The 25,056-nt window shown below is 69.4% G+C and carries 23 protein-coding genes; 13 read left to right on the top strand and 10 right to left on the bottom strand.

From position 1 onward, the window contains the following. Positions 1–11 precede the first annotated feature (11 nt). Complete coding sequence (locus HUW46_RS08805; RefSeq protein ID WP_256451422.1) at positions 12–857, bottom strand: 3-hydroxyacyl-CoA dehydrogenase family protein; 846 nt, start codon at positions 855–857, stop codon at positions 12–14. Between the two features lie 117 nt (positions 858–974). On the opposite strand from HUW46_RS08805, the gene paaI reads away from it, so the two are divergent. From paaI to HUW46_RS08820, 3 genes are read left to right on the top strand one after another with little or no spacing between them, the layout of a single operon-like run. Further along, complete coding sequence (gene paaI, locus HUW46_RS08810; RefSeq protein WP_442860969.1) at positions 975–1,358, top strand: hydroxyphenylacetyl-CoA thioesterase PaaI; 384 nt, start codon at positions 975–977, stop codon at positions 1,356–1,358. Continuing rightward, positions 1,355–2,644: a phenylacetate--CoA ligase PaaK gene (gene paaK / locus HUW46_RS08815; protein ID WP_215546826.1), complete on the top strand. Its 1,290-nt coding sequence runs from the start codon at positions 1,355–1,357 to the stop codon at positions 2,642–2,644. Before paaI ends, paaK begins: the two co-directional genes overlap by 4 nt. Beyond that, entirely contained in the window at positions 2,641–3,249 is a 609-nt protein-coding gene (locus tag HUW46_RS08820; RefSeq protein WP_215546827.1) for a TetR/AcrR family transcriptional regulator, read from the top strand. The genes paaK and HUW46_RS08820 overlap by 4 nt, the downstream gene beginning before the upstream one ends. Here HUW46_RS08820 and HUW46_RS08825 read toward each other — a convergent pair. Both HUW46_RS08825 and HUW46_RS08830 read right to left on the bottom strand, forming a co-directional pair. Then, positions 3,239–3,499 (bottom strand): hypothetical protein, encoded by a 261-nt coding sequence (locus tag HUW46_RS08825; protein WP_215546828.1) that lies wholly within the window; start codon positions 3,497–3,499, stop codon positions 3,239–3,241. The two genes, HUW46_RS08820 and HUW46_RS08825, sit on opposite strands and share 11 nt — an antisense overlap. Positions 3,500–3,587: 88 nt before the next feature. Continuing rightward, positions 3,588–4,628 (bottom strand): AraC family transcriptional regulator, encoded by a 1,041-nt coding sequence (locus HUW46_RS08830; protein WP_215546829.1) that lies wholly within the window; start codon positions 4,626–4,628, stop codon positions 3,588–3,590. Between the two features lie 89 nt (positions 4,629–4,717). Here HUW46_RS08830 and HUW46_RS08835 point away from each other — a divergent pair, with 89 nt between their 5' ends. Beyond that, positions 4,718–5,824: a winged helix DNA-binding domain-containing protein gene (locus HUW46_RS08835; RefSeq protein ID WP_215546830.1), complete on the top strand. Its 1,107-nt coding sequence runs from the start codon at positions 4,718–4,720 to the stop codon at positions 5,822–5,824. On the opposite strand, the gene HUW46_RS08840 is transcribed toward HUW46_RS08835, so the two are convergent. After that, positions 5,821–6,480 (bottom strand): DUF4232 domain-containing protein, encoded by a 660-nt coding sequence (locus HUW46_RS08840; RefSeq protein ID WP_215546831.1) that lies wholly within the window; start codon positions 6,478–6,480, stop codon positions 5,821–5,823. The genes HUW46_RS08835 and HUW46_RS08840 overlap by 4 nt on opposite strands. Positions 6,481–6,703: 223 nt before the next feature. On the opposite strand from HUW46_RS08840, the gene HUW46_RS08845 reads away from it, so the two are divergent. From HUW46_RS08845 to HUW46_RS08855, 3 genes are all read left to right on the top strand, one after another. Next, on the top strand, positions 6,704–8,158 hold the full coding sequence (locus tag HUW46_RS08845) for a flavin-containing monooxygenase (protein WP_215546832.1): 1,455 nt from the start codon (positions 6,704–6,706) through the stop codon (positions 8,156–8,158). Further along, positions 8,155–9,834 carry an FAD-dependent oxidoreductase gene (locus tag HUW46_RS08850; RefSeq protein ID WP_215546833.1) on the top strand — a complete coding sequence of 560 codons (1,680 nt, stop codon included), beginning with the start codon at positions 8,155–8,157 and terminating at the stop codon, positions 9,832–9,834. The genes HUW46_RS08845 and HUW46_RS08850 overlap by 4 nt, the downstream gene beginning before the upstream one ends. A gap of 96 nt (positions 9,835–9,930) precedes the next feature. Beyond that, positions 9,931–12,321: a Tex family protein gene (locus tag HUW46_RS08855; protein WP_254125955.1), complete on the top strand. Its 2,391-nt coding sequence runs from the start codon at positions 9,931–9,933 to the stop codon at positions 12,319–12,321. A 30-nt stretch (positions 12,322–12,351) separates the two neighbouring features. Here HUW46_RS08855 and HUW46_RS08860 read toward each other — a convergent pair whose 3' ends face one another. Together HUW46_RS08860 and HUW46_RS08865 are read right to left on the bottom strand one after the other, a co-directional pair. Then, positions 12,352–13,329, bottom strand: coding sequence for an NmrA family NAD(P)-binding protein (locus HUW46_RS08860; protein WP_215546835.1), 978 nt, complete (start codon positions 13,327–13,329; stop codon positions 12,352–12,354). An 11-nt stretch (positions 13,330–13,340) separates the two neighbouring features. Beyond that, the gene (locus HUW46_RS08865; protein ID WP_254125957.1) at positions 13,341–14,159 is read right to left on the bottom strand and encodes a polysaccharide deacetylase family protein; all 819 of its coding nucleotides are present in this window, start codon (positions 14,157–14,159) and stop codon (positions 13,341–13,343) included. 116 nt (positions 14,160–14,275) lie between these two features. On the opposite strand from HUW46_RS08865, the gene HUW46_RS08870 reads away from it, so the two are divergent. Both HUW46_RS08870 and HUW46_RS08875 read left to right on the top strand, forming a co-directional pair. Then, a complete protein-coding gene (locus HUW46_RS08870; RefSeq protein WP_254125959.1) occupies positions 14,276–15,169 on the top strand; it encodes a LysR substrate-binding domain-containing protein in 894 nt (297 codons plus the stop codon). Between the two features lie 544 nt (positions 15,170–15,713). Beyond that, positions 15,714–16,868: an HNH endonuclease signature motif containing protein gene (locus HUW46_RS08875; protein ID WP_254125960.1), complete on the top strand. Its 1,155-nt coding sequence runs from the start codon at positions 15,714–15,716 to the stop codon at positions 16,866–16,868. A gap of 5 nt (positions 16,869–16,873) precedes the next feature. Here HUW46_RS08875 and HUW46_RS08880 read toward each other — a convergent pair whose 3' ends face one another. Beyond that, positions 16,874–17,197 (bottom strand): hypothetical protein, encoded by a 324-nt coding sequence (locus HUW46_RS08880; RefSeq protein ID WP_215546838.1) that lies wholly within the window; start codon positions 17,195–17,197, stop codon positions 16,874–16,876. Between the two features lie 120 nt (positions 17,198–17,317). Here HUW46_RS08880 and HUW46_RS08885 point away from each other — a divergent pair, with 120 nt between their 5' ends. Further along, on the top strand, positions 17,318–18,166 hold the full coding sequence (locus HUW46_RS08885; protein WP_215546839.1) for a helix-turn-helix domain-containing protein: 849 nt from the start codon (positions 17,318–17,320) through the stop codon (positions 18,164–18,166). A 6-nt stretch (positions 18,167–18,172) separates the two neighbouring features. Then, positions 18,173–18,409, top strand: a complete 237-nt coding sequence (locus HUW46_RS08890; protein WP_215546840.1) for a DUF397 domain-containing protein — start codon at positions 18,173–18,175, stop codon at positions 18,407–18,409. Here the strand turns inward: HUW46_RS08890 and HUW46_RS08895 are convergent, their stop codons facing one another. Continuing rightward, positions 18,410–19,726, bottom strand: coding sequence for a GGDEF domain-containing protein (locus HUW46_RS08895; RefSeq protein ID WP_215546841.1), 1,317 nt, complete (start codon positions 19,724–19,726; stop codon positions 18,410–18,412). It abuts the gene before it with no gap. 49 nt (positions 19,727–19,775) lie between these two features. Then, positions 19,776–21,035 (bottom strand): MFS transporter, encoded by a 1,260-nt coding sequence (locus HUW46_RS08900; protein ID WP_215546842.1) that lies wholly within the window; start codon positions 21,033–21,035, stop codon positions 19,776–19,778. Between the two features lie 287 nt (positions 21,036–21,322). Between HUW46_RS08900 and HUW46_RS08905 the strand changes: the two genes are divergently transcribed. Both HUW46_RS08905 and HUW46_RS08910 read left to right on the top strand, forming a co-directional pair. Continuing rightward, positions 21,323–22,312, top strand: coding sequence for a hypothetical protein (locus tag HUW46_RS08905; RefSeq protein WP_215546843.1), 990 nt, complete (start codon positions 21,323–21,325; stop codon positions 22,310–22,312). A gap of 272 nt (positions 22,313–22,584) precedes the next feature. Continuing rightward, the gene (locus tag HUW46_RS08910) at positions 22,585–23,277 is read left to right on the top strand and encodes a DUF4232 domain-containing protein (RefSeq protein WP_215546844.1); all 693 of its coding nucleotides are present in this window, start codon (positions 22,585–22,587) and stop codon (positions 23,275–23,277) included. A gap of 1 nt (position 23,278) precedes the next feature. Here HUW46_RS08910 and HUW46_RS08915 read toward each other — a convergent pair whose 3' ends face one another. Continuing rightward, entirely contained in the window at positions 23,279–25,003 is a 1,725-nt protein-coding gene (locus HUW46_RS08915) for an acyl-CoA dehydrogenase (RefSeq protein ID WP_215546845.1), read from the bottom strand. Positions 25,004–25,056 lie beyond the last annotated feature (53 nt).

The raw sequence follows: 25,056 nt of genomic DNA on the forward strand, positions 1-25,056 counted from the left end.
AACCCCATCGCTCACGACCAGGTGTGGAACCCCTTGCCGGACTTGCGGCCCAGCTCGCGCTTTTCCACCTTTTCGCGCAGCAGCTCCGGCGGCGCGAACCGGTCGCCGAGCACCTCGCTCAGGTGCTCGGCGATCGCGAGCCGGACGTCGAGGCCGACGAGGTCGGTGGTGCGCAGCGGTCCCATCGGGTGCCCGTAGCCCAGCTCCATCGCGTTGTCGATCGCCTCGGCGTCGGCGACGCCCTCGGCGAGCATCCTGATCGCCTCCAGCCCGAGCGCCACGCCGAGCCTGCTGGTCGCGAACCCCGGCGAGTCGCGCACCACGACCGCGGTCTTGCCGAGTTCGCGCACCCAGCCCGTGACGCGGTCCAGCACGGCGGGATCGGTGCCCGCGTGGGTGACGACCTCGACGAGCTTGGACGGCGGGACCGGGTTGAAGAAGTGCGTACCGAGGAACCGGGTGGCGCCGGACAGCGCGGCCCCGAGTTCGCCGACGCTGAGCGCGCTGGTGTTCGTGGCGAGCACCGTGCCCTCCCCCACCGCGCGTTCGGCCGCGGTCAGCACGGAGATCTTGAGCCGGACGTCCTCCGGGACGGCTTCGACGACGAGCGCCGCGGAGGACGGAAGCGCCGCGATGTCCGTGACCGTCTCGACGCGCACGAGGACGTCCTCGGGTGTGCCCGTGAGCTTTCCCCGTTCCGCGGCGCGCTTCAGGCCGGTCTCGACGCGCGCCCGTGCCGCGTCCGCCGCGCTCGCGTCACTTTCGACGACCACCACCGCGGCACCCGCCGCCGCGAAGGACTGCGCGATGCCCGCGCCCATCCGCCCGCCGCCGATGACGCCGATCGTTTCCTCCACTGTGAGACTCCCGTCTTGACACCGCGCGGTCACTCCCTTTACATGACGACACACTATTAACCGTCCATTCGGTCAGTTGGCAAGGCGGTGACCATGACGCGCAACGCCGCGCATGCCATGTTCGAAGTCGACGAAGCTTCGCGCGCGCTGGGCATCGAGCTGGTGGAAGCCGGTGACGGCCGTGCGGTCGCGCGGCTCTCGGTCACCCGCACCATGGTCAACGGGCACGACATCGCGCACGGCGGGTACGTGTTCCTGCTCGCCGACACCACGTTCGCCTGCGCCTGCAACAGTCACGGTCCGGTGACGGTCGCGGCGGGTGCCGAGATCTCCTTCGTCGCGCCTGCGAAGCTCGGGGACGAACTCGTGGCGACCGCGGAGGAGCGGACGCGGTACGGGCGCAGCGGTATCTACGACGTGACGGTCCGCCGCGGCGACACCGTGATCGCCGAGTTCCGGGGGCGCAGCAGGGTGATCGAGCGAGAACGGACCGGACCATGACGCAGGACGACGCCGAGCGGCTCAGCGCCGACGAGCTGCACGCGCGCCAGCTCAACCGTCTGCAATGGACACTGAAGCACGCGTACCAGAACGTGCCCTGCTACACGAAGAAGTTCGACGACGCGGGTGTGCGCCCGGAGGACTGCCGCGAGCTGGCCGACCTGGCGAAGTTCCCGTTCACCACGAAGCAGGACCTGCGCGAGCACTACCCGTTCGGGATGTTCGCGGTGCCGAAGGCGAAGGTGCGGCGGATCCACGCCTCCAGCGGCACCACCGGGAAGCCGACGGTGGTGGGGTACACAGAGGACGATCTCGACGTGTGGGCGACGGTGATGGCGCGCTCGATCCGCGCGGCGGGCGGGAAACCGGGCGACACGGTGCACGTCGCCTACGGCTACGGCTTGTTCACCGGTGGCCTCGGCGCGCACTACGGCGCCGAAAAACTGGGCTGCACCGTGGTTCCCGCGTCGGGCGGGATGACCTCGCGGCAGGTGCGGATCATCACCGACTTCCGCCCCGAGATCATCATGGTCACGCCGTCGTACCTGCTGACGCTGCTCGACGAGTTCGAACGGCAGGGGCTCGATCCGCGGGAAAGCTCGCTGAAGGTGGGGATTTTCGGCGCCGAGCCGTGGACGGAGCAGATGCGCGCGGAGATCGAGGAGCGGGCGGGGCTCGACGCGGTCGACATCTACGGACTGTCCGAAGTGATGGGTCCCGGGGTGGCGCAGGAATGCGTGGAGGCCAAGGACGGCCTGCACGTCTGGGAGGACCACTTCCTGCCGGAGGTGATCGACCCGTTCACCGAACAGGTGCTGCCCGGCGGCGAGCGCGGCGAGCTGCTGTTCACCTCGCTCACCAAGCAGGCGATGCCGATCATCCGGTACCGCACGCGCGATCTGACGCGCCTGCTGCCCGGGACCGCGCGGCCGGCGTTCCGGCGCATGGAGAAGGTCACCGGGCGCACCGACGACATGATCATCCTGCGCGGGGTCAACGTGTTCCCCACGCAGATCGAGGAGGTCGTGCTGCGCGTCGAGGGCCTGGCGCCGCACTTCCAGCTCGTGCGCACCCGGCAGGGCCGCATGGACCACCTGACCGTGCACGTGGAGGCGAGGCACGGCACGCCAGCGGACCGGCGCGGCGGCGCGGCGGCCGAACTCGTCGCGCGGGTGAAGGACGCCGTCGGCGTGACCGTCGGCGTCGAAGTGGTCGACCCGGACACGCTGGAGCGGTCCGTCGGCAAGATGCGCCGCGTGCTCGACCGGCGGGACGAGGGCCGATGACCGGCGATACCAGGCCCGCGCGGCGCGGGCGGCCCGGTTACGACCTGGAATCCCTGCTGCGGGTCGCCGTCAAGCTGTTCAACGAACGCGGGTACGACGGCACGAGCATGGAAGACCTCTCCCGCAAGCTCGGCATCACGAAATCCGCGATCTACCACCATGTGCGCAGCAAGGACGAACTGCTGCGGCTCGCGGTGGACAGGGCGCTCGACGGGTTGTTCGAGATCGCCGACGAAGCGGGATCGGCGCCGGGCCGCGCGATCGACCGGCTGGAACTGTTGGTACGGGGCAGTATCGGGGTGCTCTCGGACCGGTTGCCGTTCGTCACGCTGCTGCTGCGGGTGCGCGGCAACACCAAGGTGGAACGGGCCGCGCTGGCCAGGCGGCGCGAGTTCGACCGGATCGTGACGGAACTGGTCAAGCAGGCCGCCGCCGAGGGCGACGTGCGCGCGGACGTGGACCCCGCGGTGACGAGCAGGCTGCTGTTCGGCATGGTCAACTCGCTCATCGAGTGGTACCGCCCCCGCCGCGGCGACGGCGGCGAACTCGCCGACGCCGTCTGCAAAATCGCCTTCGACGGACTGCGCTTGCCGCCTACGAAATGAGCGGTGGGTCCGCCTGCCAGCCGGACTGCCACAGGAGTGCTTCGTGCAGTTCGCGGATGAGGTGCTCGTCGTCGGCATCGGACGGGTCCTCGCCCACCGGCAGCCAGGTTCGCGCGACCGGTGTCCCGTCGATACGGCGGATGAGCAGGATTCCCGGGTAGACGAGTACCTCGCCGGTGCCGATCCGCACGCACCGGCGTTCGAGGCGCACCGTGACCGACCGGCGCGCCCCCCTCGATTCCGTTGTCATGACGCCCCCACCGCCGTTCTATGGAGGGTCCGTCGCGGCGGGGATCCCGTTGGTTACCAGCGGTTCGTTCCGGTTGGGTAACGGCCCCTCAGCGCGCGGGGCGGCGGGCGAACGCGGCGGGGGTGGTGCCGGTCCAGCGCTTGAAGGCGTAGATGAAGCTCGACGCTTCGGCGTAGCCGAGCCGCACGGCGACGTCCTCGACCGACAGCGCGCCGGTGGCGAGCATTTCCTCGGCGAGGGTCTGGCGCACTTCGTCGACGAGGCCGCGGTAGCTCGTGCCCGCCTCGGTGAGGCGGCGGCGCAGGGTGCGGGGGCTCATCGCGAGCCACCTGGCGACCTCGTCCATGCCCGAGTCGACGCCGCCGACCCTGATCAGCCGTTCCCTTACCTCGTGGGCGATCCCGGACCGGCGGCGGCGGCGCGTGACCATCGCGCGGCACTGCGCCTCGCAGATCGCGACGGTGTGCTCGTTCGCCTGCGGCAGCGGGTGGCCGAGGAAGCCGGCGTCGATGGTCGTCGCGCAGCTCGGCGCGGAAAACACCGGCACGATGCGGAAAACCTTGTGGTAGGAGTCCGTTGTGGACGGTGTGGGGTGCCGGAAGGTCAGCGTCCGCAGCTCGATCGCGGGCAGCAGGTCCCGCAGCACGGTGACGATCGCCGACAGGTCGCGCAGCACCAGGAAGCGCGCGACGTCGCCGGGCACCTTGTCGTCGTGCATGGTCAGCGTGATCACGTCGCCTTCGACCGCGACGCGCGGGATGCAGAAGGTGAAGCTGAGATCGAGGTAGCGCAGCGCGAAGGTCATCGCGTCGCGCAGGGTGGGGCTGCTGACGCAGGCGAAGCCGAAGATGCCGAACGTGGTGACCCGGTAGCGGCAGCCGAGGTCGAGCGCGGTGCTGTCGGCGCGCTCCCCGACCGCGCGCACGAGGTTGCGGACCACGGCCAGCTCCTGGCGCGCGTCGACCTGGAGCTCGGGATCGCGCAGCCGCGCCGGGTCCAGGGCGGTCCCGCGCAGCATCGCGTCCACGCCGAGGCCGCGTTCGGCGCCGAACCGGCTGATCAGCGCGACGCTCGCGGCGCTGCGCGGGAAGTCCCAGTCGCGGACCGCGGGCGCGGCTAGCTCTGCCATGGCCGGAATTATTGGTCCTCCGCGCCGTCCTGGCCACTCGTTGCCGATTGCGGACGGGAACTGGCCGCAATGCCGGTTAAGCTGCGATCATGACCAGCTCCGTGCTCAGTTCGCGCGCGCTCAACCGGGCCACGCTCGCCAGGCAGCTGCTCCTGCGCCGCTCGCCGATGTCCGCGCTGGACGCGATCCGCCACCTCGCCGGTTTGCAGGCGCAGGCACCTTTTCCGCCGTACTACGCGCTGTGGGCCCGGCTGTCCGGCTTCTCCCCCGGCGACCTGTCGAAACTCATCCTGGACCGGTCGGTGGTGCGGACGGCGCTCATGCGCGGCACGGTCCACCTGGTCACCGCGGACGACTGCCTGGCGTGGCGTCCCGCCGTGCAGCCGGTGCTGGCGCAGTCGCTGCGCGCCGCCAACCAGCACACGCCGGAAATCGCGGGCCTCGACCTCGACGACTTCGCGAAGACCGCGCGCAAGCTGCTCGCCGAGCGCACGCACACCTCGGCGGAGCTGGGCAAGGCGCTCGCCGAACGCTGGCCTGGCCGGGCGCCGTCCTCGCTGATGTTCGCCGCGCGGAACCTGCTGCCGCTGGTCCAGGTTCCGCCGCGCGGCGTGTGGGGCAAGGCGGGGCAGCCCGCCTACGCGACCGCGGAGGACTGGCTCGGCCGCGAGCAGGGCGAGCCGGATTTCGACGGGCTGGTACTGCGCTACCTCGGCGCGTTCGGGCCCGCGTCGGTCGCCGACGTGCAGGTGTGGGCGGGAATCACCCGGCTGGGCGAAGTCGTCGACCGGCTGCGGCCGCGGCTGCGCGTGTTTCGCGACGAGCAGGGCCGGGAGCTGGTCGACCTGCCGGACGCGCCGCGCCCCGATCCGGACACCCCGGCGCCGCCCCGGTTCCTCGGTGCCTACGACCAGCTCGTGCTGTCCTACGCCGATCGCACGCGCGTGCTGTCCGACGAGCACCGCAAGCGGTTGATCACGAAGAACGCGGTCATCCCCGGCACCGTGCTGGCGGGCGGCATGATCAAGGGGACCTGGAAGACGGTCAAGGACGGCACGCGCGCGACGCTGGTGGTCACGCCGTTCGAGCGACTGTCCAAACGCGACACGACGGCGCTGTCCTCGGCCGGGGCGCGGCTGCTGAAGTTCGCCGAGCCCGCGGCCGAGGACCACGACATCCGGTTCGAAACGGATTAACGGACCACGTTGGCGGAAAGCTGGCTCTCGTTGGCCGCCGAGCAGGCCTGCTGGGCGTCCTCGACGAACATGGCGGCGGTGTCGCCCGGCGCGTACACGCGGAGGCCGCGGACGTCGGTCGGCTTGCACTCCGGCCCGTACATCTCGGTGCGCGCGATCTTGAGCGGGCTGGCCGCGCTCTTGCCCGGCGCGAGCGTCACCACCTTGCCCTTGCCCTTCGGCTCGCGGGTGGCGGGCTTGCCGACCTGGGCGCCGTTGGTGCCGGTCACGAACGACACGCCGGGCGAGCCCTGGAGCGTGCAGGTCCGGCTGCCGGTGTTGGTGAACTGCAGGTTCGGGAAGGTGCTGCCAGCGCCCGCGCCGTCGCCGGAGGTCAGCGAGACCTTCAGCTCCCCTGCCTTGCAGGTGCCGGGAGCGGTGGGGCCGTCCTGGGCGTCGCCGCCGTCGGGCTGCCCCTTCGGCTGGGAGCTGGGGGCCGGGCTGGACGAGGGCGGCGCGGAGCCGGTGGCCGGTGCGGACGTGGAGGATTCCGTGGTCGGCGCCGCGGCCTGCTGCGGGGCGGACCCGGTGTTGCCGCCACCGCAGGCGGACAGGAGCCCGCCGACGCCGATCGCCGCGGCGAGCACCAGGGTCGCGGTACTGGTCCTCTTCGTCATCGTCTCGCTCTCCTTCGTCGCTGGCGGGAAGTCCCTAGCCGGGTTCCCCTCTGCCGAGCCCTTTACCCGTAAGACGCGTGTGAACCACGTCGGTTGGCGACTTGCGATCTTTTTGTGATCCTCGGCAAGACTTGGCAACCACGCGATCCGAATGGCCGGAAGTCTCGATTCCGTGGCCGCGGTGAGCCTTCAATCCAGGGAGATGGCGTCGTAACGTCGCCCTATGGGTACAACGAAGTCGGTGGTGATCGTCGGCAGCGGGTTCGGCGGGATCGGCACCGCGATCGAGCTGAAGCGGGCCGGTTTCGACGACTTCGTGATCCTCGAGCGGGCGGCCGAGGTCGGCGGGGTGTGGCGCGAGAACACCTACCCCGGCGCGGCGTGCGACATCCCGTCACCGCTGTATTCGTTCTCCTACGAGCAGAACCCGCACTGGCCGAAGCGGTATTCGCAGCAGCCCGACATCCACGCCTACCTGAAGCGCGTCGTCGAGAAGTACGGGCTCACCCCGCACCTGCGGTTCGGTGTGACGGTCACCGGCGCGACCTTCGACGAGCGGACCGCGCGCTGGCGCGTCCACACCGACACCGGGGACTACGACGCGCGCGTGTTCGTCCCCGCGGTCGGTCAGCTCTCGCGTCCGGTGTGGCCGGACATCCCGGGACAGGAATCCTTTGAAGGCACCGCTTTCCACTCCGCGCGGTGGGACCACGGGTGCGATCTCACCGGCAAGCGGGTCGCGGTGATCGGGACCGGCGCGAGCGCGATCCAGTTCGTGCCCGAAATCCAGCCGGAGGCCGGGAAGCTGACCGTTTTCCAGCGAACGCCGCCGTACATCATGGCGAAGCACGACACCCGCTACCGGCCGTGGCAGCACCGGCTGTTCCGCACGCTGCCGCCGGCGCAAGGTTTCGGGCGGCTGCGGATCTGGCTGCTCGGCGAGTACGCGACCTACGCGCTGACCCGGAAACCGTGGCTGGCCAAGGGGTTCGAGCTGCGGACCGCGCAGCTGCGCCGCCGCTACGTGAAGGACCGCGCGCTGCGGGCGAAGGTCGAACCGCGCTACCAGATGGGCTGCAAGCGGATCCTGTTCACCAACGACTACCTCCCCGCGCTCACGAAGCCGAACGTCACCGTGGAGACCGAGAAGATCATCGAGATCACCCCGCGCGGCGTCCGGACGGCCGACGGCACCGAGCACGAGGCCGACGTGCTGATCTACGGCACCGGGTTCGCCGCCACGGATTTCCTCGGCGAGCTGGACGTGCGCGGGCTCGGCGGCCGTGAGCTGGCCGCGGACTGGGACAAGGGCGCGCACGCCTACCTCGGCATGGCGGTGCCGGGGTACCCGAACCTGTTCTGCGTCTACGGCCCCAACACGAACCTCGGCACCGGGTCCATCGTGTACATGATCGAACGCCAGGCCCGCTACATCCGGCAGGCCGTCGAGGCACTGTCCAAACCGGACGTGTCCTATTTGGATGTCCACACCGAAGTGGCACGGCGCTTCGACGAGGAGATCCAGCGCAGGCTGGCGGACACCGTGTGGACGACGTGTTCGAGCTGGTACCGGACCGACGACGGGCGCGTCACCACGAACTGGCCGGGCCTGGTCAGCGAGTACCACCGGCGGACGCGCGAACTCGACCTCGGCGACTACCGGGTGGTGACCTCGTGAGCGACTACGACGTGCTGGTGATCGGGTCCGGGTTCGGCGGCAGCGTCACCGCGTTGCGGCTGACCGAGAAGGGGTACCGCGTCGGCGTGCTGGAGGCGGGGCGGCGGTTCGCCGACGACGAGTTCGCGAAGACCTCGTGGCGGGTGCGGAAGTACCTGTGGGCGCCGAAGTTCGGCTGCTTCGGGATCCAGCGCCTGACCCTGCTGAAGAACACCTTCGTGATGAGCGGGACCGGGGTGGGCGGCGGCTCGCTCGTCTACGCGAACACGCTCTACGAACCGCCGGACGCCTTCTACCGCGACCCGCAGTGGGCGCACATCACGGACTGGCGCGCGGAGCTGGCGCCGCACTACGACCAGGCGAAGCGGATGCTGGGCGTCACGGAGAACCCGCTGACGACCGAGGCCGACGAGGTGCTGAAGGAGGTCGCGGACGAGATGGGGATCGGGCACACCTACCGGCGCACCCCGGTCGGCGTGCTCTTCGGCGAGCCAGGCGCTCGGGTTCCCGACCCGTTCTTCGGTGGCGCCGGGCCGGAACGGCGTGCCTGCCGCCAGTGCGGCCAGTGCATGACGGGCTGCCGTCACGGCGCGAAGAACACGCTGGTGAAGAACTATCTTTACCTGGCAGAGCGCGCGGGCGCGGTGGTGCACCCGCTGACCACCGTGACGTCGGTGCGCCCCGACGGCGCGGGCTACCGGGTGGAGACCGAGCGGACCGGCCGGTGGTTCGGGCGCCGCGGGCGCGCGTTCACCGCGGACCAGGTGGTGTTCGCCGCGGCCTCGCTCGGCACGCAGCGGCTGCTGCACCGGCAGCGCGACACCGGCGCGCTCCCGCGGATTTCGCCGCGGCTGGGCATGCTGGCGAGGACCAATTCCGAGGCGGTGCTCGCGGCGAAGTCGAAGCGGAACGACACCGATTTCACCCGGGGCGTCGCGATCACCTCGTCGATCCACCCGGACACGGTCACGCATGTCGAACCCGTGCGCTACGGCAAGGGCAGCAATCTGCTCGGCATGCTCGCCACCGTGCTCGTCGACGCCGAACCCGGCCGGAAGCGCTGGGCGCTCGGGCTGCGCGAACTGGTGCGCGAGCGGCGGCACCTGGTGCGGATCCTGAGCGTGCGGCGCTTCTCCGAGCGGATGATCGGCCTGCTGGTGATGCAGGCGCTGGACAACTCGGTGACCACCTACACGCGGCGCGGCCTGTTCGGCAGGCGGATGACGACGAAGCAGGGCGTCGGCGCGCCGTCGCCGGAGTGGATCCCGGCCGGGCACGAGGTGGCGCGGCGGGTGGCGGCGAAGATCGACGGCATCCCGCAGGGCGCGTGGACCGATTTCGTCAACATCCCGGTCACCGGGCACTTCATCGGCGGCTGCGCGATCGGCGACGGGCCGGACACCGGGGTGCTCGATCCGTACCAGCGCCTCTACGGGCATCCGGGGCTGCACGTCGTGGACGGCTCGGCGATTTCGGCGAACCTCGGCGTGAACCCGTCGCTGACGATCACCGCGCAGGCGGAGCGCGCGATGTCGTTCTGGCCGAACAAGGGTGACGCCGACGAACGGCCGCCGCTCGGCGCCGGATACCGCAGGCTTCGCGCGGTGGCGCCGAAGAACCCCGTAGTGCCCGCGGCCGCGCCCGGCGCGCTGCGGTTGCCGATCACCCCCGTGTGAGGGATGGCCCGCTCGAAGTCCCGGGGGGTGTTCCGGACGGCACGTCCGCACGGGCAGAATGCCCTTCGGACTTCATCGAGAGGGCGGACGAGGAACGTGACACAGGTCGTGCAGTCGGTTCAGCAGAAGATCGCCGAAGAGCTCGGCGTGGGCGAAGGGCAGGTCAAGGCCGCCGTCGACCTGCTCGACGGCGGTTCGACGGTGCCGTTCATCGCGCGGTACCGCAAGGAAGTCACCGGCATGCTCGACGACGCGCAGCTGCGCACGCTCGAGGAGCGCCTGCGCTATCTGCGTGAGCTCGACGAGCGCCGAGTCGCGGTGCTGGAGTCGATCCGGAGCCAGGGCAAGCTCGACGAGGCGCTCGAAGCGCAGATCATGGCGGCGGAGACCAAGTCGCGGCTGGAGGACATCTACCTCCCCTACAAGCCGAAGCGCCGCACGAAGGCCCAGATCGCGCGCGAAGCGGGTCTCGAACCGCTCGCCGACGGCCTGCTGAACGACCCGTCGACCGAGCCGCAGGCGGCGGCCGCGGTGTTCGTCGACGCGGACAAGGGCGTCGCGGACGCGCAGGCCGCGCTGGACGGCGCGCGGGCGATCCTGGTGGAGCGCTTCGGCGAGGACGCGGACCTGATCGGCGAGCTGCGCGAGAAGATGTGGGGCCAGGGCCACCTCGGCTCGAAGGTCCGCAAGGGCAAGGAAGAAGAGGGCGCGAAGTTCTCGGACTACTTCGACTTCTCCGAGCCGTTCACGAAAATGCCCTCACACCGGATCCTCGCGATGTTCCGCGGGGAGAAGGAAGAAGTCCTCGACCTGACCGTCGAGCCGGAGGAGCCCTCGGACGAGCCGAAGGCCGGGCCGACCGACTACGAGCGCCGCATCGCGCAGCGCTTCGGCATTTCCGATCAGGGCCGTCCCGCGGACAAGTGGCTCAACGACACGGTCCGCTGGGCGTGGCGCACCAAGATCCTGCTGCACCTCGGGATCGACCTGCGGCTGCGGCTGCGCCAGTCCGCCGAGGACGAGGCCGTGCGCGTGTTCGCCTCGAACCTGCGCGACCTGCTGCTCGCCGCGCCCGCGGGCACGCGCGCCACGATGGGGCTCGACCCGGGTTTCCGCACCGGGGTGAAGGTCGCCGTGGTCGACGCGACCGGCAAGGTCGTCGCCACGCACGTGATCTACCCGCACCAGCCCGCGAACAAGTGGGACGCCTCGATCGCCGAGCTGGCCGTGCTGTGCGCGAAGCACAGCGTCGACCTGATCTCGATCGGCAACGGCACCGCGTCGCGCGAGACGGACAAGCTGGCCGCCGAGCTGATCAAGAAGCACCCGGAGCTGAAGCTGACGAAGGCCGTCGTGTCCGAGGCGGGCGCCTCGGTGTACTCGGCGTCGGCGTTCGCGTCGCAGGAACTGCCCGGCATGGACGTGTCGCTGCGGGGCGCGGTGTCGATCGCGCGCCGTCTGCAGGACCCGCTCGCGGAGCTGGTGAAGATCGACCCGAAGTCGATCGGCGTCGGCCAGTACCAGCACGACCTGTCGGAAAGCTCGCTGTCGCGTTCGCTCGACGCCGTGGTCGAAGACTGCGTGAACGCGGTGGGCGTGGACGTGAACACCGCGTCGGCGCCGCTGCTGACCCGCGTTTCCGGGATCACCACGGGGCTCGCGGAGAACATCGTCGGCCACCGCGACGAAAACGGCCCGTTCCGCTCGCGCGAGCAGCTCAAGGGCGTCGCGCGGCTGGGCCCGAAGGCGTTCGAGCAGTGCGCGGGCTTCCTCCGGATCCCCGGCGGCGAGGACCCGCTCGACACCTCGGCGGTGCACCCGGAGTCGTACCCGGTGGTGCGGCGCATTCTTTCGGCGACGGGCAAGGAGCTGCCGACCCTGATCGGGGACACGCGCACGCTGAAGTCGTTGCAGCCCAAGCAGTTCGTGGACGAGACCTTCGGGCTGCCGACCGTCACCGACATCCTCGCCGAGCTGGAGAAGCCCGGCCGCGACCCGCGGCCCGCGTTCAAGACGGCCACCTTCGCCGAAGGCGTCGACAAGATCTCGGACCTGAAGCCGGGCATGCGCCTGGAAGGCGTCGTCACGAACGTGGCCGCGTTCGGCGCGTTCATCGACGTCGGCGTGCACCAGGACGGGCTCGCGCACGTTTCCGCGCTGTCGAAGAACTTCGTGAAGGACCCGCGCGAGGTCGTGAAGCCGGGCGACATCGTGAAGGTGAAGGTCCTGGAAGTCGACATCCCGCGCAAGCGCATCTCGCTGACCCTGCGACTGGACGACGAACCGGGCGCTGGCGGCCGCTCCTCCGGCGGCTCCGGCTCCGGTGGCCGTCAGGGCGGGCCGCGTCAGCAAGGCGGTGGCGGCCAGCGTCAGGGACAGGGCCGCGGCGGGCAGCAACGCGGCGGCGGCCGGGATCGGGGCGGCAACTCCGGTGGCGGCGGCGCGCTCGCGGACGCGTTGCGGCGTGCGGGCTACGGAAAGAACTGACCCTTTTTTTCTCCCTTCGCCCGCGCCGTCTCACCGGCGCGGGCGAAACTGCTGCACGTCCTGCCTGCCGCCGTCCCATCCGGTGGTCCGGAGCCAGTCCTCGAAGGTCATCATCCCGGGATGGATCCGGCGCAGCAGTGCGCTGTCGCGGTCGCGGCGGAAGACGTCCCGTTCCTGGAAGAACCGGAACATGGCGGCGAAGTCGTGCCCGGCGACCGGCACGGACGCTTCCAGCTCGGCCAGTGACAGGGGCTGGTAGGCGCTCGCATTTCCGGTGACCCGTTCGAAGGTTTCGGCGATCTCGTCGCCGGTGAGGCTGTCCGCGGTGACCGCCAGGTCGCGGCTTCCCCATTCTTGCCAGTGGTCGAACATGAAGCAGGCGAACCAGGCGATGTCGTCCAGGCCGATGAGCGGATACGTCCCCGTGCCGAGGGGAAGCGCGAACACCAGGCCGTCACGGCCGTCGGGAAGCACGCCCGGCTGGGGGTAGAGCCGCGACTGGAGGTTCTCGAAGTACGAAGACGTCGTGAGGATCGAAACGTGCTCGGTGAACCACGCGTCGGTCTCTCGCCGCATCATCTCCTCGGAGCGGAGGGTGCCGATGTGCGCCGCGACCGAAGCTTTCGCGTCGTAGTGGGGAACGGGGGTGTTCCCGGCCGTGAGAACGGCGGCGTGGTCGAGCGAGGACCAGATGAACCTGTCGACCGACGCGGCCCTCGCCGCTTCGAGAACCGCGATTCCTTGGCGGTGTTCGGCCAGCACGCTCCTGGTGCCGAAGAAGTCCGTGTTGCAGAAGACCCGGTCCACGCCACGCATGGCCGCCGCGACGGTGTCGGGCGCGTTCAGGTCACCGGCGACGAGCCGAACCCGGTCGTCGATCTTCCTTGCCCCTGAAGAGGAAGGATCACGGGTGAACACGGCTACCTCCGCGTCCGGCGCTCGCAGGAGCCGCCGGACGACGCGGCTGCCCATGGCGCCGGTTCCGCCGATGACGAGGGTGCGACCCATCGTTCCTCCGCTCAGGTGGGGTGGTTGTCGAGGATCAGGTCCGCGACCTGCTGGTGGGTGGCGAGCCAGACGTCGTCCCGGTGCTCGTCGATGCGGTCGAGGAGCCGGTCGACCATGTCCGACAGCAGCGGACGGCCGCCGACGTGCGCGTGGACGGTCACGTTGAGGATTCCGGGGCCCGGCGCGCTCACCACGTGGTCGAGCAAATCCGTGTGCACGTCCAGGAACGCGCGAGGGGCGCCGGAAAAGCGGACGTCGGAATATTCGCTGTGCATGATGGCTACGAGCGGACCCGCGGGTGTCGGCACCACTCGGGGCAGTTCGTGGTCGTGGTAATCGCCTGACCACGTGTACCCGGCCTCGGCCAGCAGTTCCGCGGTGTGCGGTGAGGCCGAGGCCCGAGGGCTCATCCAGCCGACCGGACGCGCTCCTCCCACGGTTTCGAGGATCTCCGTGCAGGTGCGGATGTTCTCGCGCTCGGCCGCGGTGTCGAGAGCTACCGGCAGGACGTCCTGCGCGTAGGAATGGGCGGCGACCTCGTGCCCCGCCTCGTACACCGCGGACACAGCCTCGGGAAACCGTTCGGCCACGAGGGCGTTGATCCCGACCGTGGCGGTCGTTCCGTGCGCGCGCAGGATGTCGAGCAGGCGGAAGACCCCCGTCGTCGCCCCGTACTCCGACCAGGAAACGCTGTGCGCGTCGTACAATCCCGGCATCGGCCACGCGGCCGCCATCGGGGCATAGGGGGGCCAGTTTCCCGGCGACCACAGCTCCAGCGCCACGGTGATCATCACCGCGGTTCGCTTGTCCCCTGGCCACTTCGCACTCACTTCGCGCTCCTGTCGCTTGTGGACTCAACGTAGCTCCCCGTCGGCCGTGGAATCCAATGCCGGTTTCGCAAGGCTCATGCCCCGCGAGCATCGGGCCTTCCGGTTACGATTCGGCGGTGGGTGAGTTCACGCCGTCGCCGGACCTCGACCTCCGCGTGGTCCGGTACTTCGTGGTGGTCGCCGAACACGCGCACTTCGGCCGGGCCGCCGCGGCACTGCACGTCGGGCAACCCACGCTGAGCAGGCAGATCCGCGATCTCGAAAAGCAGCTCGGCGTAAAGCTGCTGGACCGGACAGCTCAAGGGGCTCAGCTCAGCGAAGCAGGCGAGGCGTTCCTGCCCAAGGCGCGAGCGCTGCTGCGCGCGGCGGCCGAGGCCACCGCGGCCGCGCGCGACTTCCCCGGGGGCGGCTCGCTGACGGTCGGCTACTCACCCGGCATCGTCGTCACCCCGGTAGTCCGCGAATTCCGCGACCGGCATCCGGACGTCACCGTCCACACGAGACACCTGGGCTGGCTGCGCCCGGCCGAGGTCCTGCTGAACCGCCAGGTGGACGCCGCCGTCGTACGCATGCCGTTCCCGGCAGCGGGCCTGCACGTCACGCCACTGCACGAGGAACCGCGCCTCCTCGTTGTTCCCCGCGATCACCGCCTGGCAGGCCGGGAATTCGTCACGAGGCAGGACATCGCCGACGAACCGATGCCCTGGGTCCCCGACCTCGACCCCGAGGTACGGGCCTTCTGGCGCCTCGACCCGCGCCCAAACGCTCCGGCCGGACCCCCGATGCCCGCACTCGACGACACGTGGGAACTCGTCGCGTCGGGTCAAACGCTCGCCGTCGTCGCGCAGAGCCACAGCCAACTCGTCCGTCCCGATTTGGACCTGGTCCCGCTCCGGGGAATCGCGCCGAGCAAAACCGTACTGGCTACTCGGGCGGATGAGGGTGCCAGGCTCGTGGCAGAGTTCCGGCGATGCGCTGTGGCGCATGATTGGTCTTCTGCTGGTCGGTGATCCGCGTGTTTTCTGGCGGCGGGTGCGGTGGCACTTGGTTGGTTGGGGTCTCGGCGCCGGTCGCCAGGCTCGGCTGCGGCCTAAAGAAGGCTTCGGACTGAAAGAGTCGAGAGACTTGAGAAGCCCGGCTACCCGTTACGAAGTCCTCGGCGCCGGTCGCCAGGTTCAGCTGCGGCCTAAAGAAGGCTTCGGACTGAAAGAGTCGAGAGACTTGAGAAGCCCGGCTACCCGTTACGAGGCCCTCGGCGCCGGTCGCCAGGTTCAGCTGCGGCCTAAAGAAAGCTTTGGACCGAAAGAGGCGAGAGACCTGAGGTACCTGGCTTCCCGTTTCGCAAACCTGAATCTTTATTGCGAAACATATTCTTGATTTTCGTTGTCCACTTTGGACTTTTATTTGGTTTCACCTGGATGGACCAGTCGAACTTGTATGCGACGGCGATAGAATGGAGTCGTGTCCGAGAACTCTTCCCTTGTACCGCAGCGGGAGCTGTGGCAGCTCGCCGCGGGCGAGAAAGCCGCGCTGCTGCGGGAAGAGATGATGTCCTTGTGGCAGCAGGAATTCCGGGTCTGCCAGGTGATCGCGGAACTGGACAACGGCGGCTCACACGAACTTGGGTACCCCTCCACCACAGCGTTGGTGGCGGAGATCGCGCGGACTTCTTCGACCGCGGTGCGCAAGTTGGTGGCGCGGGCGCTCGCGGTCAACCCCGGTCGCAGTGTTGGCGGCGCGGAGATTCCCGCCGCTGCGCCGTTGACCGGAGCAGCCGCTGCCGAGGGAGCGATTTCGCCACTGCATGTGGATGGGATTGTGTCGGCGCTGCAGGCGATCCCAGAGACCGTGCCGGTCGAGGAGCGGGAGAAGACCGAGAAGACTTTGGTCGATCTCGCTCGGAACGCGACCGCGGCGGAGGTCGCCGCCGCGGGTCAGCGGTTGCGCGACACCCTCGACCCCGACGGCGCCGAACCCCGCGACACCCCCGAACCCAAACGCGCTTTCCGGTACCGGCAAGGCAAAGACGGCTCGATCAAGTTCGACGGCTATCTCGACCCGGCGTCCGGCGCGAAAACCCTCGCACTCCTGGAACCCCTGGCACTGCCCCACAAAGAGGACAACCCCCTGGTGCGTGGCAAAGACGAGCGCTACGGGGATGCCTTCATGGAGATGGTCAACCTCGCGGCAAGCCATCCGGATGCGCCGAACCACAGCAGCACCCGAGGCGACATCGTCGTCACGATCCCGCTGGAGTTGCTCCAGAAAGGACTCGGGCAGGCTTGCCTGGACCTGGTCACCGGCATCACCGCGAGCGAAGCCCGCATCCTCGCCTGTGACTGCAAAGTCATCCCCGCCGTGCTCGGCACCGACGGGCAACCCCTGGAATACGGGCGCGCCAAGCGAATCGTGACCGAAGGCCTCCGCCTCATGCTCGCCATCCGCGACGGCGGTTGCGCTTTTCCGGGCTGCACCCGGAAGCCCCGACACTGCGACGCCCACCACGTCCGAGAATGGTGGAACGGCGGCAAAACCGACCTCGGCAACCTCGTCTTGCTCTGCGGGCACCACCACCGCTTGCTGCACAACAGCGACTGGAAAGTCCGCATGGTCAACGGGATGCCCGAGTTCACCCCACCCGAATTCCTCGATCCCTGGCGAAGACCCCGAACCAACACCATCCACACCGCACAACCCCGCGCCGCGTAACAGATTCAGGTGGCGGGGGCATCGACCCACACCAGTTCGACATCGCGACCGATGCCGAAGAGCTGGCGCGCGCTCTCCGCTGATTTGAACCGTCCGTGCAGCCCGGAGTCGACGGACTGCGCGATCGCGTGGTCCTCGAAACCCAGGCCCCAGGCGAGGAGTTCGCAGTCCGGGCCGTGTTCGTCCTCGATGAAACCGCACAACGCGAACCGGCGCGGCGGATTTTCCCTGGCCCAGGTCCGCAATACCGCGCCGACCTGTTCCCGGGTGAACTTGCTCTGCCCCAGCCGGATCGCTTCCGCGAGGACCTTGTCCGCTTCCGAAGTCATGCATTCCACGGTGGCACAACACACTGTTGTCCCGGGACCTGAAACAGCGCATCCGATCGTGTGATGGCACAAATCATGTGTTCCCGGTGAGATGGGCTCCAAGTTCGAGGAGGGGACCCCATGAACACCAAGCACGCTACCGCGCGGATGCGCAGCCTGGCGACCGAACTCAAAGAGCTGCGCGCGGAGGCGGGATTCAACACCCGCGACGCGGCGAAGCTCGTCGGCATGTCCGCATCCACATTGAACCGCTTGGAGAACGGCGGCAAGGCGATCGAGCCCGAGGACGTGTCGGCGCTCTGCGTGGCCTACAAGGTGACCGGGCCCGAGCGCGACCGATTGCTGTCCCTGTCCCGCGAGCAGCACCTGCCCGGCTGGTGGGAAACCACCGGCACACCCCTACCCCAGCAACTCCCCGCCCTGATCCGCTTCGAGGGCGAGGCGACCCGGATAGTGCACGCCTCCATGCTGCTGGTGCCGGGCCTGCTGCAGATTCCCGAGTACACCCGCGCGGTAATGGCGGCGGGCGACATCTCCGAGGAGGATTCCGAAGCGCGCGTAGCAACTCGCCTTGGTCGGCAAGCGATACTTTCCAAGCCTCGCCCGCCCGCTTACCTGGCGATCATCGATGAAGCCGCGCTCCGAAGGCCGGTTGGTGGTGCGGCAGTGATGGCGGCTCAAGTTGCTCATCTCATCCGGTCCGCCACGAGGCCGCACATCGACATCCGGGTCCTCCCGTTCTCAGCCGGGCCTCATACCGGTCTGAATGGCACCTATGTCGTTCTGGAATTCACCAAGGCCCGGACCATCGTGCACCTGGAGCACAAGCAGTCATCGTTGTTTCTGGATGCACCTGAGGAGGTAGCGCCGTTTCAGGAGGCAACCGATAGCCTGGTAGCGAAAGCACTCGGACCAGGAGAATCGCAAGACTTCCTAGCCTCGGTGGCGGCGGACTACGGCAAAGGGTGAAACAACATGGATCTTGGTGACACTCGGTGGCGCAAGTCCAGCTACAGCGGCACACAGGGCAACTGCGTCGAGGTGGCCTTGCCACAGTGGCAAAAGTCCAGCTACAGCGGCACGGAGACCGAGTGTGTCGAGGTGGCGGTTGCGCCGACAGCCGTCGGCATCCGCGACACCAAGGACCGAACCGGAGGCGCCCTCCTGGTCTCCCCCGCCTCCTGGACTGCCTTTCTCACTGCCCAGCGGTAGCTACGAGCAGGTCATCACCGGGGTCACCGTGGCCAGCCTCGGGGTGGGTACGGCCGGGCGATCCTCGCCGACCACGCGGTTGCGGCCGGTCCGCTTCGCTCGGTAGACGAACTGGTCCGCGGCGCGCAGGCAGGCCCTGACCTCGGTGCCGTGGTCCGGGTACAGGGCGGCGCCGATCGACGCCGACAGGCCGGTGACGGTCACCGGGGTGCCGTTGCCGTCTTCGGTGCGCACCTCCAGTTCGGTGACGCGCTGCCGGAGCCGTTCGGCGATCCGCATCGTGCCCGCGTGGTCGGTGCCGGGCAGCAGCACGGCGAACTCCTCGCCGCCGAAGCGGCCCGGCACGTCGAACCGGCGCAGATCGGTGCGCAGCATTTCGCCGACGGCGGCGAGCACGTCGTCGCCGGCGTAATGGCCGTAGGTGTCGTTGACCTTCTTGAAGAAGTCCAGGTCCAGCATCAGCACCCCGGCCTGCGCGTGGTCGCGGGCGGCGGCGCGCAGCGCGTCGTCCGCCTGCGCCTGCCAGGACGCCGCGTTCGCGAGGCCGGTCTTCGCGTCGGTTTCGGCGGCCTTCTGCAACTGCCGCGTCAACGCCGCGCGGTGCATCACCACCACGGGCAGCAGCACGAACGGGATCAGCGCGGGCGCGCTCACCACGATCAGCCCGACCACCACGCCGAGCGCCAGCATGCTCAGTTCGAGCGTCGCTTCGTGCAGGCGCAGGAAGTACCCGGTCAGCGTCTGCTGCCCGCGCAGGTGCAGGCCGATCGCGACGAGCACGCCGTTGACGCCGAAGTAGGCGAGCACCGCGACGGCGGCGAGCACGGCGGTGTGCGGCGTGACCCCCACCGTGGACGGTGCCGCCAAGGTGAACCCGGCGAGCACGACGTGGCTCACCGCGAGGGTCCACGCGTGCATGCCGATGTTGTAGACGACGCGGTTCGGCAGCATGTAGTCGCTCGTGCCGCGCCAGGCGCGGAAGTACAGGTGGCCGTAAATGATCGGCACCAGCGCGAGGCACAGCGGCAGCGGCAGCGTGATCGCGGCGGCCATGATCCACACCGAGGTCATCGAAACCACGCCGTAGCTGCCGTAGCGGCGGCGCGCGCGTTCGACCTGACGCGACAGTTCTCCTTGCAGCACCGCGAAACCGGCCAGCCCGCCGAAACGGGCCCACTCGGCGGCGGTCGGGTGTCTGGCGAGAAAACCCAGTACCAGCAACATCAACGACGATGCGGGGAGCGCGACCAGCAGGGCGCGGAGCAGACCGTGCGCATCGCGAAACGACAACGCGATCGGCCGAGATTGAGCGTCCACTGTGCCTTCTCCCTACTGGTATCGACTTTTTCCCGCTATAGTCGCGATTTCAAGGTGTTCGCCGGTCATCTTCCGGAGAGGAGTCGCCGTGGACGGGCAGGAGTGACGACCCCGACCGCTCGGCCCGGCGCCACGAGATCCCGACGGCGGCGGCGCAGGCCATCCCCGCCGCCGCCAGCACGGAGATCGCGGCCGCCGGGCCGAGCCGGGTACTGGCCAGCCAGCCGCCCGCCGCGGCACCCAGACCTTGCGTGGTCATGAGCACCGCGTTGAACGCGCTCATCACGTGCCCCCGCACGCGCTCCTCCGCGTGCAGCGTGGCGAGGTTCGTCGAGATCACCACCGTCGCGGTGAGCGCGACACCGGTCAGCGCGAACAGCAGCAGGCTCACCCACAGCCCCGGCAGCGCGAGGCACACCAGCAACGGCAGCCCGGTGACGAAGACGAGCGGGCCGAGCGCCGCGGAATCCCGATCCCGCAGCCATCCCGCGGCGTAGGCGCCCACGACCGCGCCGACGGCGGGCGCGGCGAGCAGCAGCCCGGTGGCGCCCGCCCCGCCGCCGATCGCCTTCGCATACGGCGCCGCCACCGCCTCGGACGCCACGTAGCACCCGACGAGCGCCTGCACCCCGATGAGCGCGCGGAGCCTGCGATCGCCCAGCACGATCGTGATCCCGTTGAGCGGGCTGCGCCGGGCGCCCCCGCCGTCCACCGGACGCCTGCGCAGCGACAGCAGTAGCGCGGAGGACGCGACGAAGGTGGCCGCGTCGATGAGCAGCGCGACGCTCGGCGAGGTCAGCCCCACCACGGAGCCGCCCGCGGCGAACCCGAGCACCTGGCCAGCCTGCAACGTGACCGTCCGCAGCGAGCTGCCCATCTTGAACAGCGCCGGATCGGTGAGCACCGCGCGCAGGGTGGCCAGCTGCGCGCCGCGGAACACCGGGTGCAGCAGGCTGATCACCACCACCGGCGCGATCACCGCGCCGACGGGCGAACCGGGAACGGCCATCAGCGCGGCCATCGCGGCGCGCACGAGGTCGACGGTGATCAGCACGCCGCGCCGGTCGAACCGGTCGGCGAGCCAGCCCAGCGTCAGCCCGCCGACCATCGTCGGCAGGTAGGTGGCGGCGAACGCGAGCCCGGTGAACAGCGCCGACCCGGTGCGGTCGTAGACGAGCAGGGACAGCGCCACGCGCGCGAACTGGTCGCCGACGATGGACAGCAGATCCGCCGCCCACAGCGCCCGGAACTCGCGATCGGCCAGCGCGGCGCGAAAGCTCGCCCGCACGTACTGATCCCCCTCGGCCACGACGCTCCTCCCCCTGGATTGCGCATGCCTGTTACCACCATAAGTGATGAACCGAGCACGATGGGCGCCGTTGGCAAATCTTTCCCGAATTGGACGGAAAGCAAGAACGGGTGCACCCGAACGGCCCAACGATCCGAGTGGACGAGAAACAACATCGTCACACGGGCGGCGGATTCTCCACCGAATCGGCCGCGGGACGCGCGGGCGCGGCGTCGCGGCGACCATTCCGTCGCGGCGCCGGACGGAATTCCGCCGACGGGGAAACGGTATTGCTCTAGGCTTCGCGCATGACTTCGAGCACGACTGGGACAACGGCTGGGGGAACGGCCGGGGACAAGGCCGGAAGATCCGCGCTGAACACCGCGAGGAAAGCGCTGCGCGCCGGTGACACCGCTCCGGCGCGCGCACTGCTCGCGACCACGAGGACCGATCCCGACCGCCGGGAGCACCACGTCGGCGAGCTGAGCAAGGCGGGCGCCGAGCAGCTCGCGCTCCTCGGCGGCGCGCTCGAAGAACAACCGGGCGACCCCGATCTGCTCCTGCTCCTCGGCGTCGCACTCGTGACCGCCGCCAAGAACGCGCGCGGATCCGCGAGGGCGAGCGCGCTGAGCGACGGTCAGGTGCGCGACATGTTCTCGCTCGGCCGGGAGGCGCGGGAACACTTGCGCGCCGCCGTGAAGGCCGCGCCCGAGGACCCGGTGCCGTGGGCCGCCCTGATGCGGATCGCGCAGTTGGCCCCCGAGCGCGAAAGGGAGTGGCGCGAGGCGTTCGCCCAGGTCACCGAGCGCGCGCCGCTGTTGTACGGCGCGAACATGACGGCGCTGGGGTGCCTGACCCGCAAGTGGCACGGCAGCGAAGCCGAGCAGGCCGCCTTCGCCGCGGAACGCGCGGCGGCCGCGCCGGACGGGCACCCGCTGCTCGCGCTGGTGCCGATGTCGCACATCGAAAGCTATGTGGACGGTCTCATGCGCGGCAACGTCGTCGTCCGGATCGGACGCGTCCTCATGCAGCGCCGCCTGAAGAAGCGCAGGGCGCGGACCGAGGTGAACACTGCGAGCGAACGACTGCTGACGAGCCCGCTCGCGCATCCGTCCGCGACGAGCGCGCACCAGGTGTTCGCGACCTACTACCACCGCGTGCACGACACGAAACGGCTTCGCGCCCACCTGGAACGCTCCGGGCCGAAGGCGATCGAGTTCCCCGCCGCTTACTTCGGCGATCACGTGAAGCTGTTCGCCGAAGCGCGCGCCGCGGCCGGGCTCGCGCCGAAAACCTGAAAACAGGCCCGAAATATTCATCAGTGGTGTCAAGAAGTGCCCGAAAATTCTGCCCGAACGGACAAAGTGCGATAACCGAATGGGCCTTCGTATCCGTGCGCTCGCGTGCGTTCGCGCCCTGACCAGGGATAATGCCAACCGGGCGACACCGGCCCCCTTTCGGGTGAACCAAGACGCGGTACCGCATACTTTGCGTGTTCTCGAACATCTCCAGCAGAGAACGGAAAATAATTCACGCAGGCGCAGTCGAGGGCATCCGGAGGGGATGGGGCATGAACATCAACGGCACGGCAGTCCGGCGAGGTGCGGTCTCGGTGACCGCCGCCGCGTTCGCGCTCGGCGCTCTTGGCGCGTGCGGTGGTGGCGAACAGGGCCCGGCGGGCGCGCCGGGGAACATCACCCAGGCGGGCTCGGTCGTGTCCACCGGTGACCCGCAGCCCAGCTCGCAGCCGTCCCAGCCCCCGGCCCCGAGCGCGGAGAAGTCCCCCGGGCGCACCACGTCCGGCGCCCCCGACAAGGGCAAGCCGCCCGCACCGGGAGGCGGCGGCGGGGCGGAGTGCACGAAGATGAAGGTGACGCAGTCGCAGCCGCGCGGCAGCGGCCAGGAGCACTTCGCGCTCCTGTTCACCAACGAGGGCAGCGCGCCCTGCACCGTCCGCGGCTTCCCCGGCGTGCGGCTGGACGGCGCCGACGGCTCGTCGTGGGACCTGACGCGCACCGCGAAGGAGATCACCCCGATCGAGGTGGCGCCGGGGCAGCACGCCTCGGCCGATCTGACCTACCTCTCGGCCGCGGACGGCGGCGCGGGCCCGGCGTGGCAGGTCGCCCGCATGGCCGTGACGCCGCCGCACACCACCGACACGCAGATCGTGCCGTGGGCCGTCGGCAAACCCGTCGCGAAGCAGGACGCGGCGACGCACCCCGGCACCTACATCGACCCGGTGCGCCCCGCCGCGACCGGGTGACCTACGGGTTCATCGCGTAGGCGCCCGAGAGCGCTTCGACCTGGTGCCACACCCGGTCGAAGCGCTCCGCGCCGGACACCGGCTTCCGGATCGACGCCAGCGCGAGGCGCTGCTGGACCTCGGTGGAGCTCGACTTCCCGTTGAGCTCCACCGCAGCGGCGCTGAAGTCCTGCACCAGTACCGCGAAGATCTGGTCGACGAGATCTTCGGAAAGTCCGGTGATCTCGGCCTGTTCGAGCACGAGCTGCCCGTAGACGACGAGCGTGAACAGTTCCGTCAGCGCGAGCCCGAAGTCGAGATCCGCCTGCTGGTCTTTGTCCGGGGTGGCTTCGGTGAGCAGTTTCACCAGCATTTCGGCCTGCTCGGTGAACCGGGCGACGTTCGCGATCCCCGCCGCGTTCTTGTACGCCACGCGCCAGTCGTGGAAGCGCACCTTCGACAGCCCGCGCGCGGGGCCCTGGCGGAACAGGAACTCGTCGTCGGCGGCGTCGGACCGGGTCGGCACCGCTTCGTAGGGCTGCGGGTCGAACAGGTAGGCGGGCATGAACTTGGCGATCAGCGCGAGGTTGACCGCGACGGTCCCTTCGAGCTTCGGGAGCCCGTCGATGTCGTTCTTCGCCATCGCGAGGTAGGTGTCCGCCTCGAAACCCTTGGCCGCCACCACATCCGCGACGAGGCCGATCACCTTCTGCGCTTCGGTGGTCACCTTCATCTTGGTGATCGGGTTGAACAGCAGATAGCGGCGGTCCTCCGGGCCAGCCGAGCGGAAGTAGTCGACGGCGCGGTCGGAGAACAGCTTCATCGCGGTCAGCCGCGCGTACGCGTCGACGAATTCCCTTCGCACGTGCGGGAAATCGGTGACCGGGTTGCCGTAGAGCACCCGGTTGCGGGCGTGCGTGATCGCCTCGTACAGCGAATGCGTCGCCATGCCGATGCCGCCGAAGCACAGGTTGAACTTGCCGATGTTGACCGTGTTGAGCGCGGCGGAGAACGCTTCCGCGCCGGTGTGCAGGATGTCCTCGGCGCGCACCGGGTAGTCCTCCAGCCGGAACTCCGCCACGAACATCTGCGACGGCACCACGTTCTTCACCACGTGGTAGTTCGGGTGGTCCGCGTCGGCGTAGAAGAAGACGTACTGGTCCTGCCCCTCGACACCGTCGATCCGGCCGAACACCGACACCGTGCTCGCGCAGTTGCCGTTGCCGATGTAGTACTTCGACCCGCTCGCGCGATAGCCGCCGGAACCGTCCGGGGTCAGTACCAGGTCCGACGAATAGATGTCCGCGCCATGGTCCTTTTCGGACAGTCCGAACGCGCCGACCCCACCCGCGTCGAGCGCGGCGGCCGCCCGAGCACGCGCCGCCGCGTTCTCGCTCTGCCACACCGGGCCCAGCCCGAGAATCGTGACCTGCCACGGATACCAATAATTGAGCCCGTAGAAACCGAGGATCTCCGACAGCGCCGCGATCCGCGCGGTGTCCCACCGCTTGTCCGGACTCCCACCACCATCGCGCGCGGGCGTCAGGAAGGTGGCGAACAGCCCCTCCTTCGCCGCGAAGTCCAGGAAGTCCTGGTAGAAGACGCGGCGGTGGTAGTCGTCCACGAGCTTGGCCTTGCCGCGTGCCTCGAACCAGTCGATCGTGGCGCGCAGGAGGCGCTCGGTCTCGGCGTCGAACCCTCCCGAGTAGTGGTGCGGGTTCAGCAGCTGGGCCGCGTCGTCAGCCATGTCCGGGCCTCCTCGAAAACAGGTGTACTGACCGGTAACTTAGCAGACGCGGA

It is taken from the genome of Amycolatopsis sp. CA-230715, assembly GCF_018736145.1.
In the GTDB taxonomy this organism is placed as follows: Bacteria; Actinomycetota; Actinomycetes; order Mycobacteriales; family Pseudonocardiaceae; genus Amycolatopsis.

Bases quoted from the DNA above. Each gene is read 5' to 3' on its own strand.
- paaI (WP_442860969.1), top strand. From the start codon at position 975: ATGTTCGAAGTCGACGAAGCTTCGCGCGCGCTGGGCATCGAGCTGGTG.
- paaK (WP_215546826.1), top strand. From the start codon at position 1,355: ATGACGCAGGACGACGCCGAGCGGCTCAGCGCCGACGAGCTGCACGCG.
- HUW46_RS08820 (WP_215546827.1), top strand. From the start codon at position 2,641: ATGACCGGCGATACCAGGCCCGCGCGGCGCGGGCGGCCCGGTTACGAC.
- HUW46_RS08825 (WP_215546828.1), bottom strand. From the start codon at position 3,499: ATGACAACGGAATCGAGGGGGGCGCGCCGGTCGGTCACGGTGCGCCTC.
- HUW46_RS08830 (WP_215546829.1), bottom strand. From the start codon at position 4,628: ATGGCAGAGCTAGCCGCGCCCGCGGTCCGCGACTGGGACTTCCCGCGC.
- HUW46_RS08835 (WP_215546830.1), top strand. From the start codon at position 4,718: ATGACCAGCTCCGTGCTCAGTTCGCGCGCGCTCAACCGGGCCACGCTC.
- HUW46_RS08840 (WP_215546831.1), bottom strand. From the start codon at position 6,480: ATGACGAAGAGGACCAGTACCGCGACCCTGGTGCTCGCCGCGGCGATC.
- HUW46_RS08845 (WP_215546832.1), top strand. From the start codon at position 6,704: ATGGGTACAACGAAGTCGGTGGTGATCGTCGGCAGCGGGTTCGGCGGG.
- HUW46_RS08860 (WP_215546835.1), bottom strand. From the start codon at position 13,329: ATGGGTCGCACCCTCGTCATCGGCGGAACCGGCGCCATGGGCAGCCGC.
- HUW46_RS08880 (WP_215546838.1), bottom strand. From the start codon at position 17,197: ATGACTTCGGAAGCGGACAAGGTCCTCGCGGAAGCGATCCGGCTGGGG.
- HUW46_RS08885 (WP_215546839.1), top strand. From the start codon at position 17,318: ATGAACACCAAGCACGCTACCGCGCGGATGCGCAGCCTGGCGACCGAA.
- HUW46_RS08890 (WP_215546840.1), top strand. From the start codon at position 18,173: ATGGATCTTGGTGACACTCGGTGGCGCAAGTCCAGCTACAGCGGCACA.
- HUW46_RS08905 (WP_215546843.1), top strand. From the start codon at position 21,323: ATGACTTCGAGCACGACTGGGACAACGGCTGGGGGAACGGCCGGGGAC.
- HUW46_RS08910 (WP_215546844.1), top strand. From the start codon at position 22,585: ATGAACATCAACGGCACGGCAGTCCGGCGAGGTGCGGTCTCGGTGACC.
- HUW46_RS08915 (WP_215546845.1), bottom strand. From the start codon at position 25,003: ATGGCTGACGACGCGGCCCAGCTGCTGAACCCGCACCACTACTCGGGA.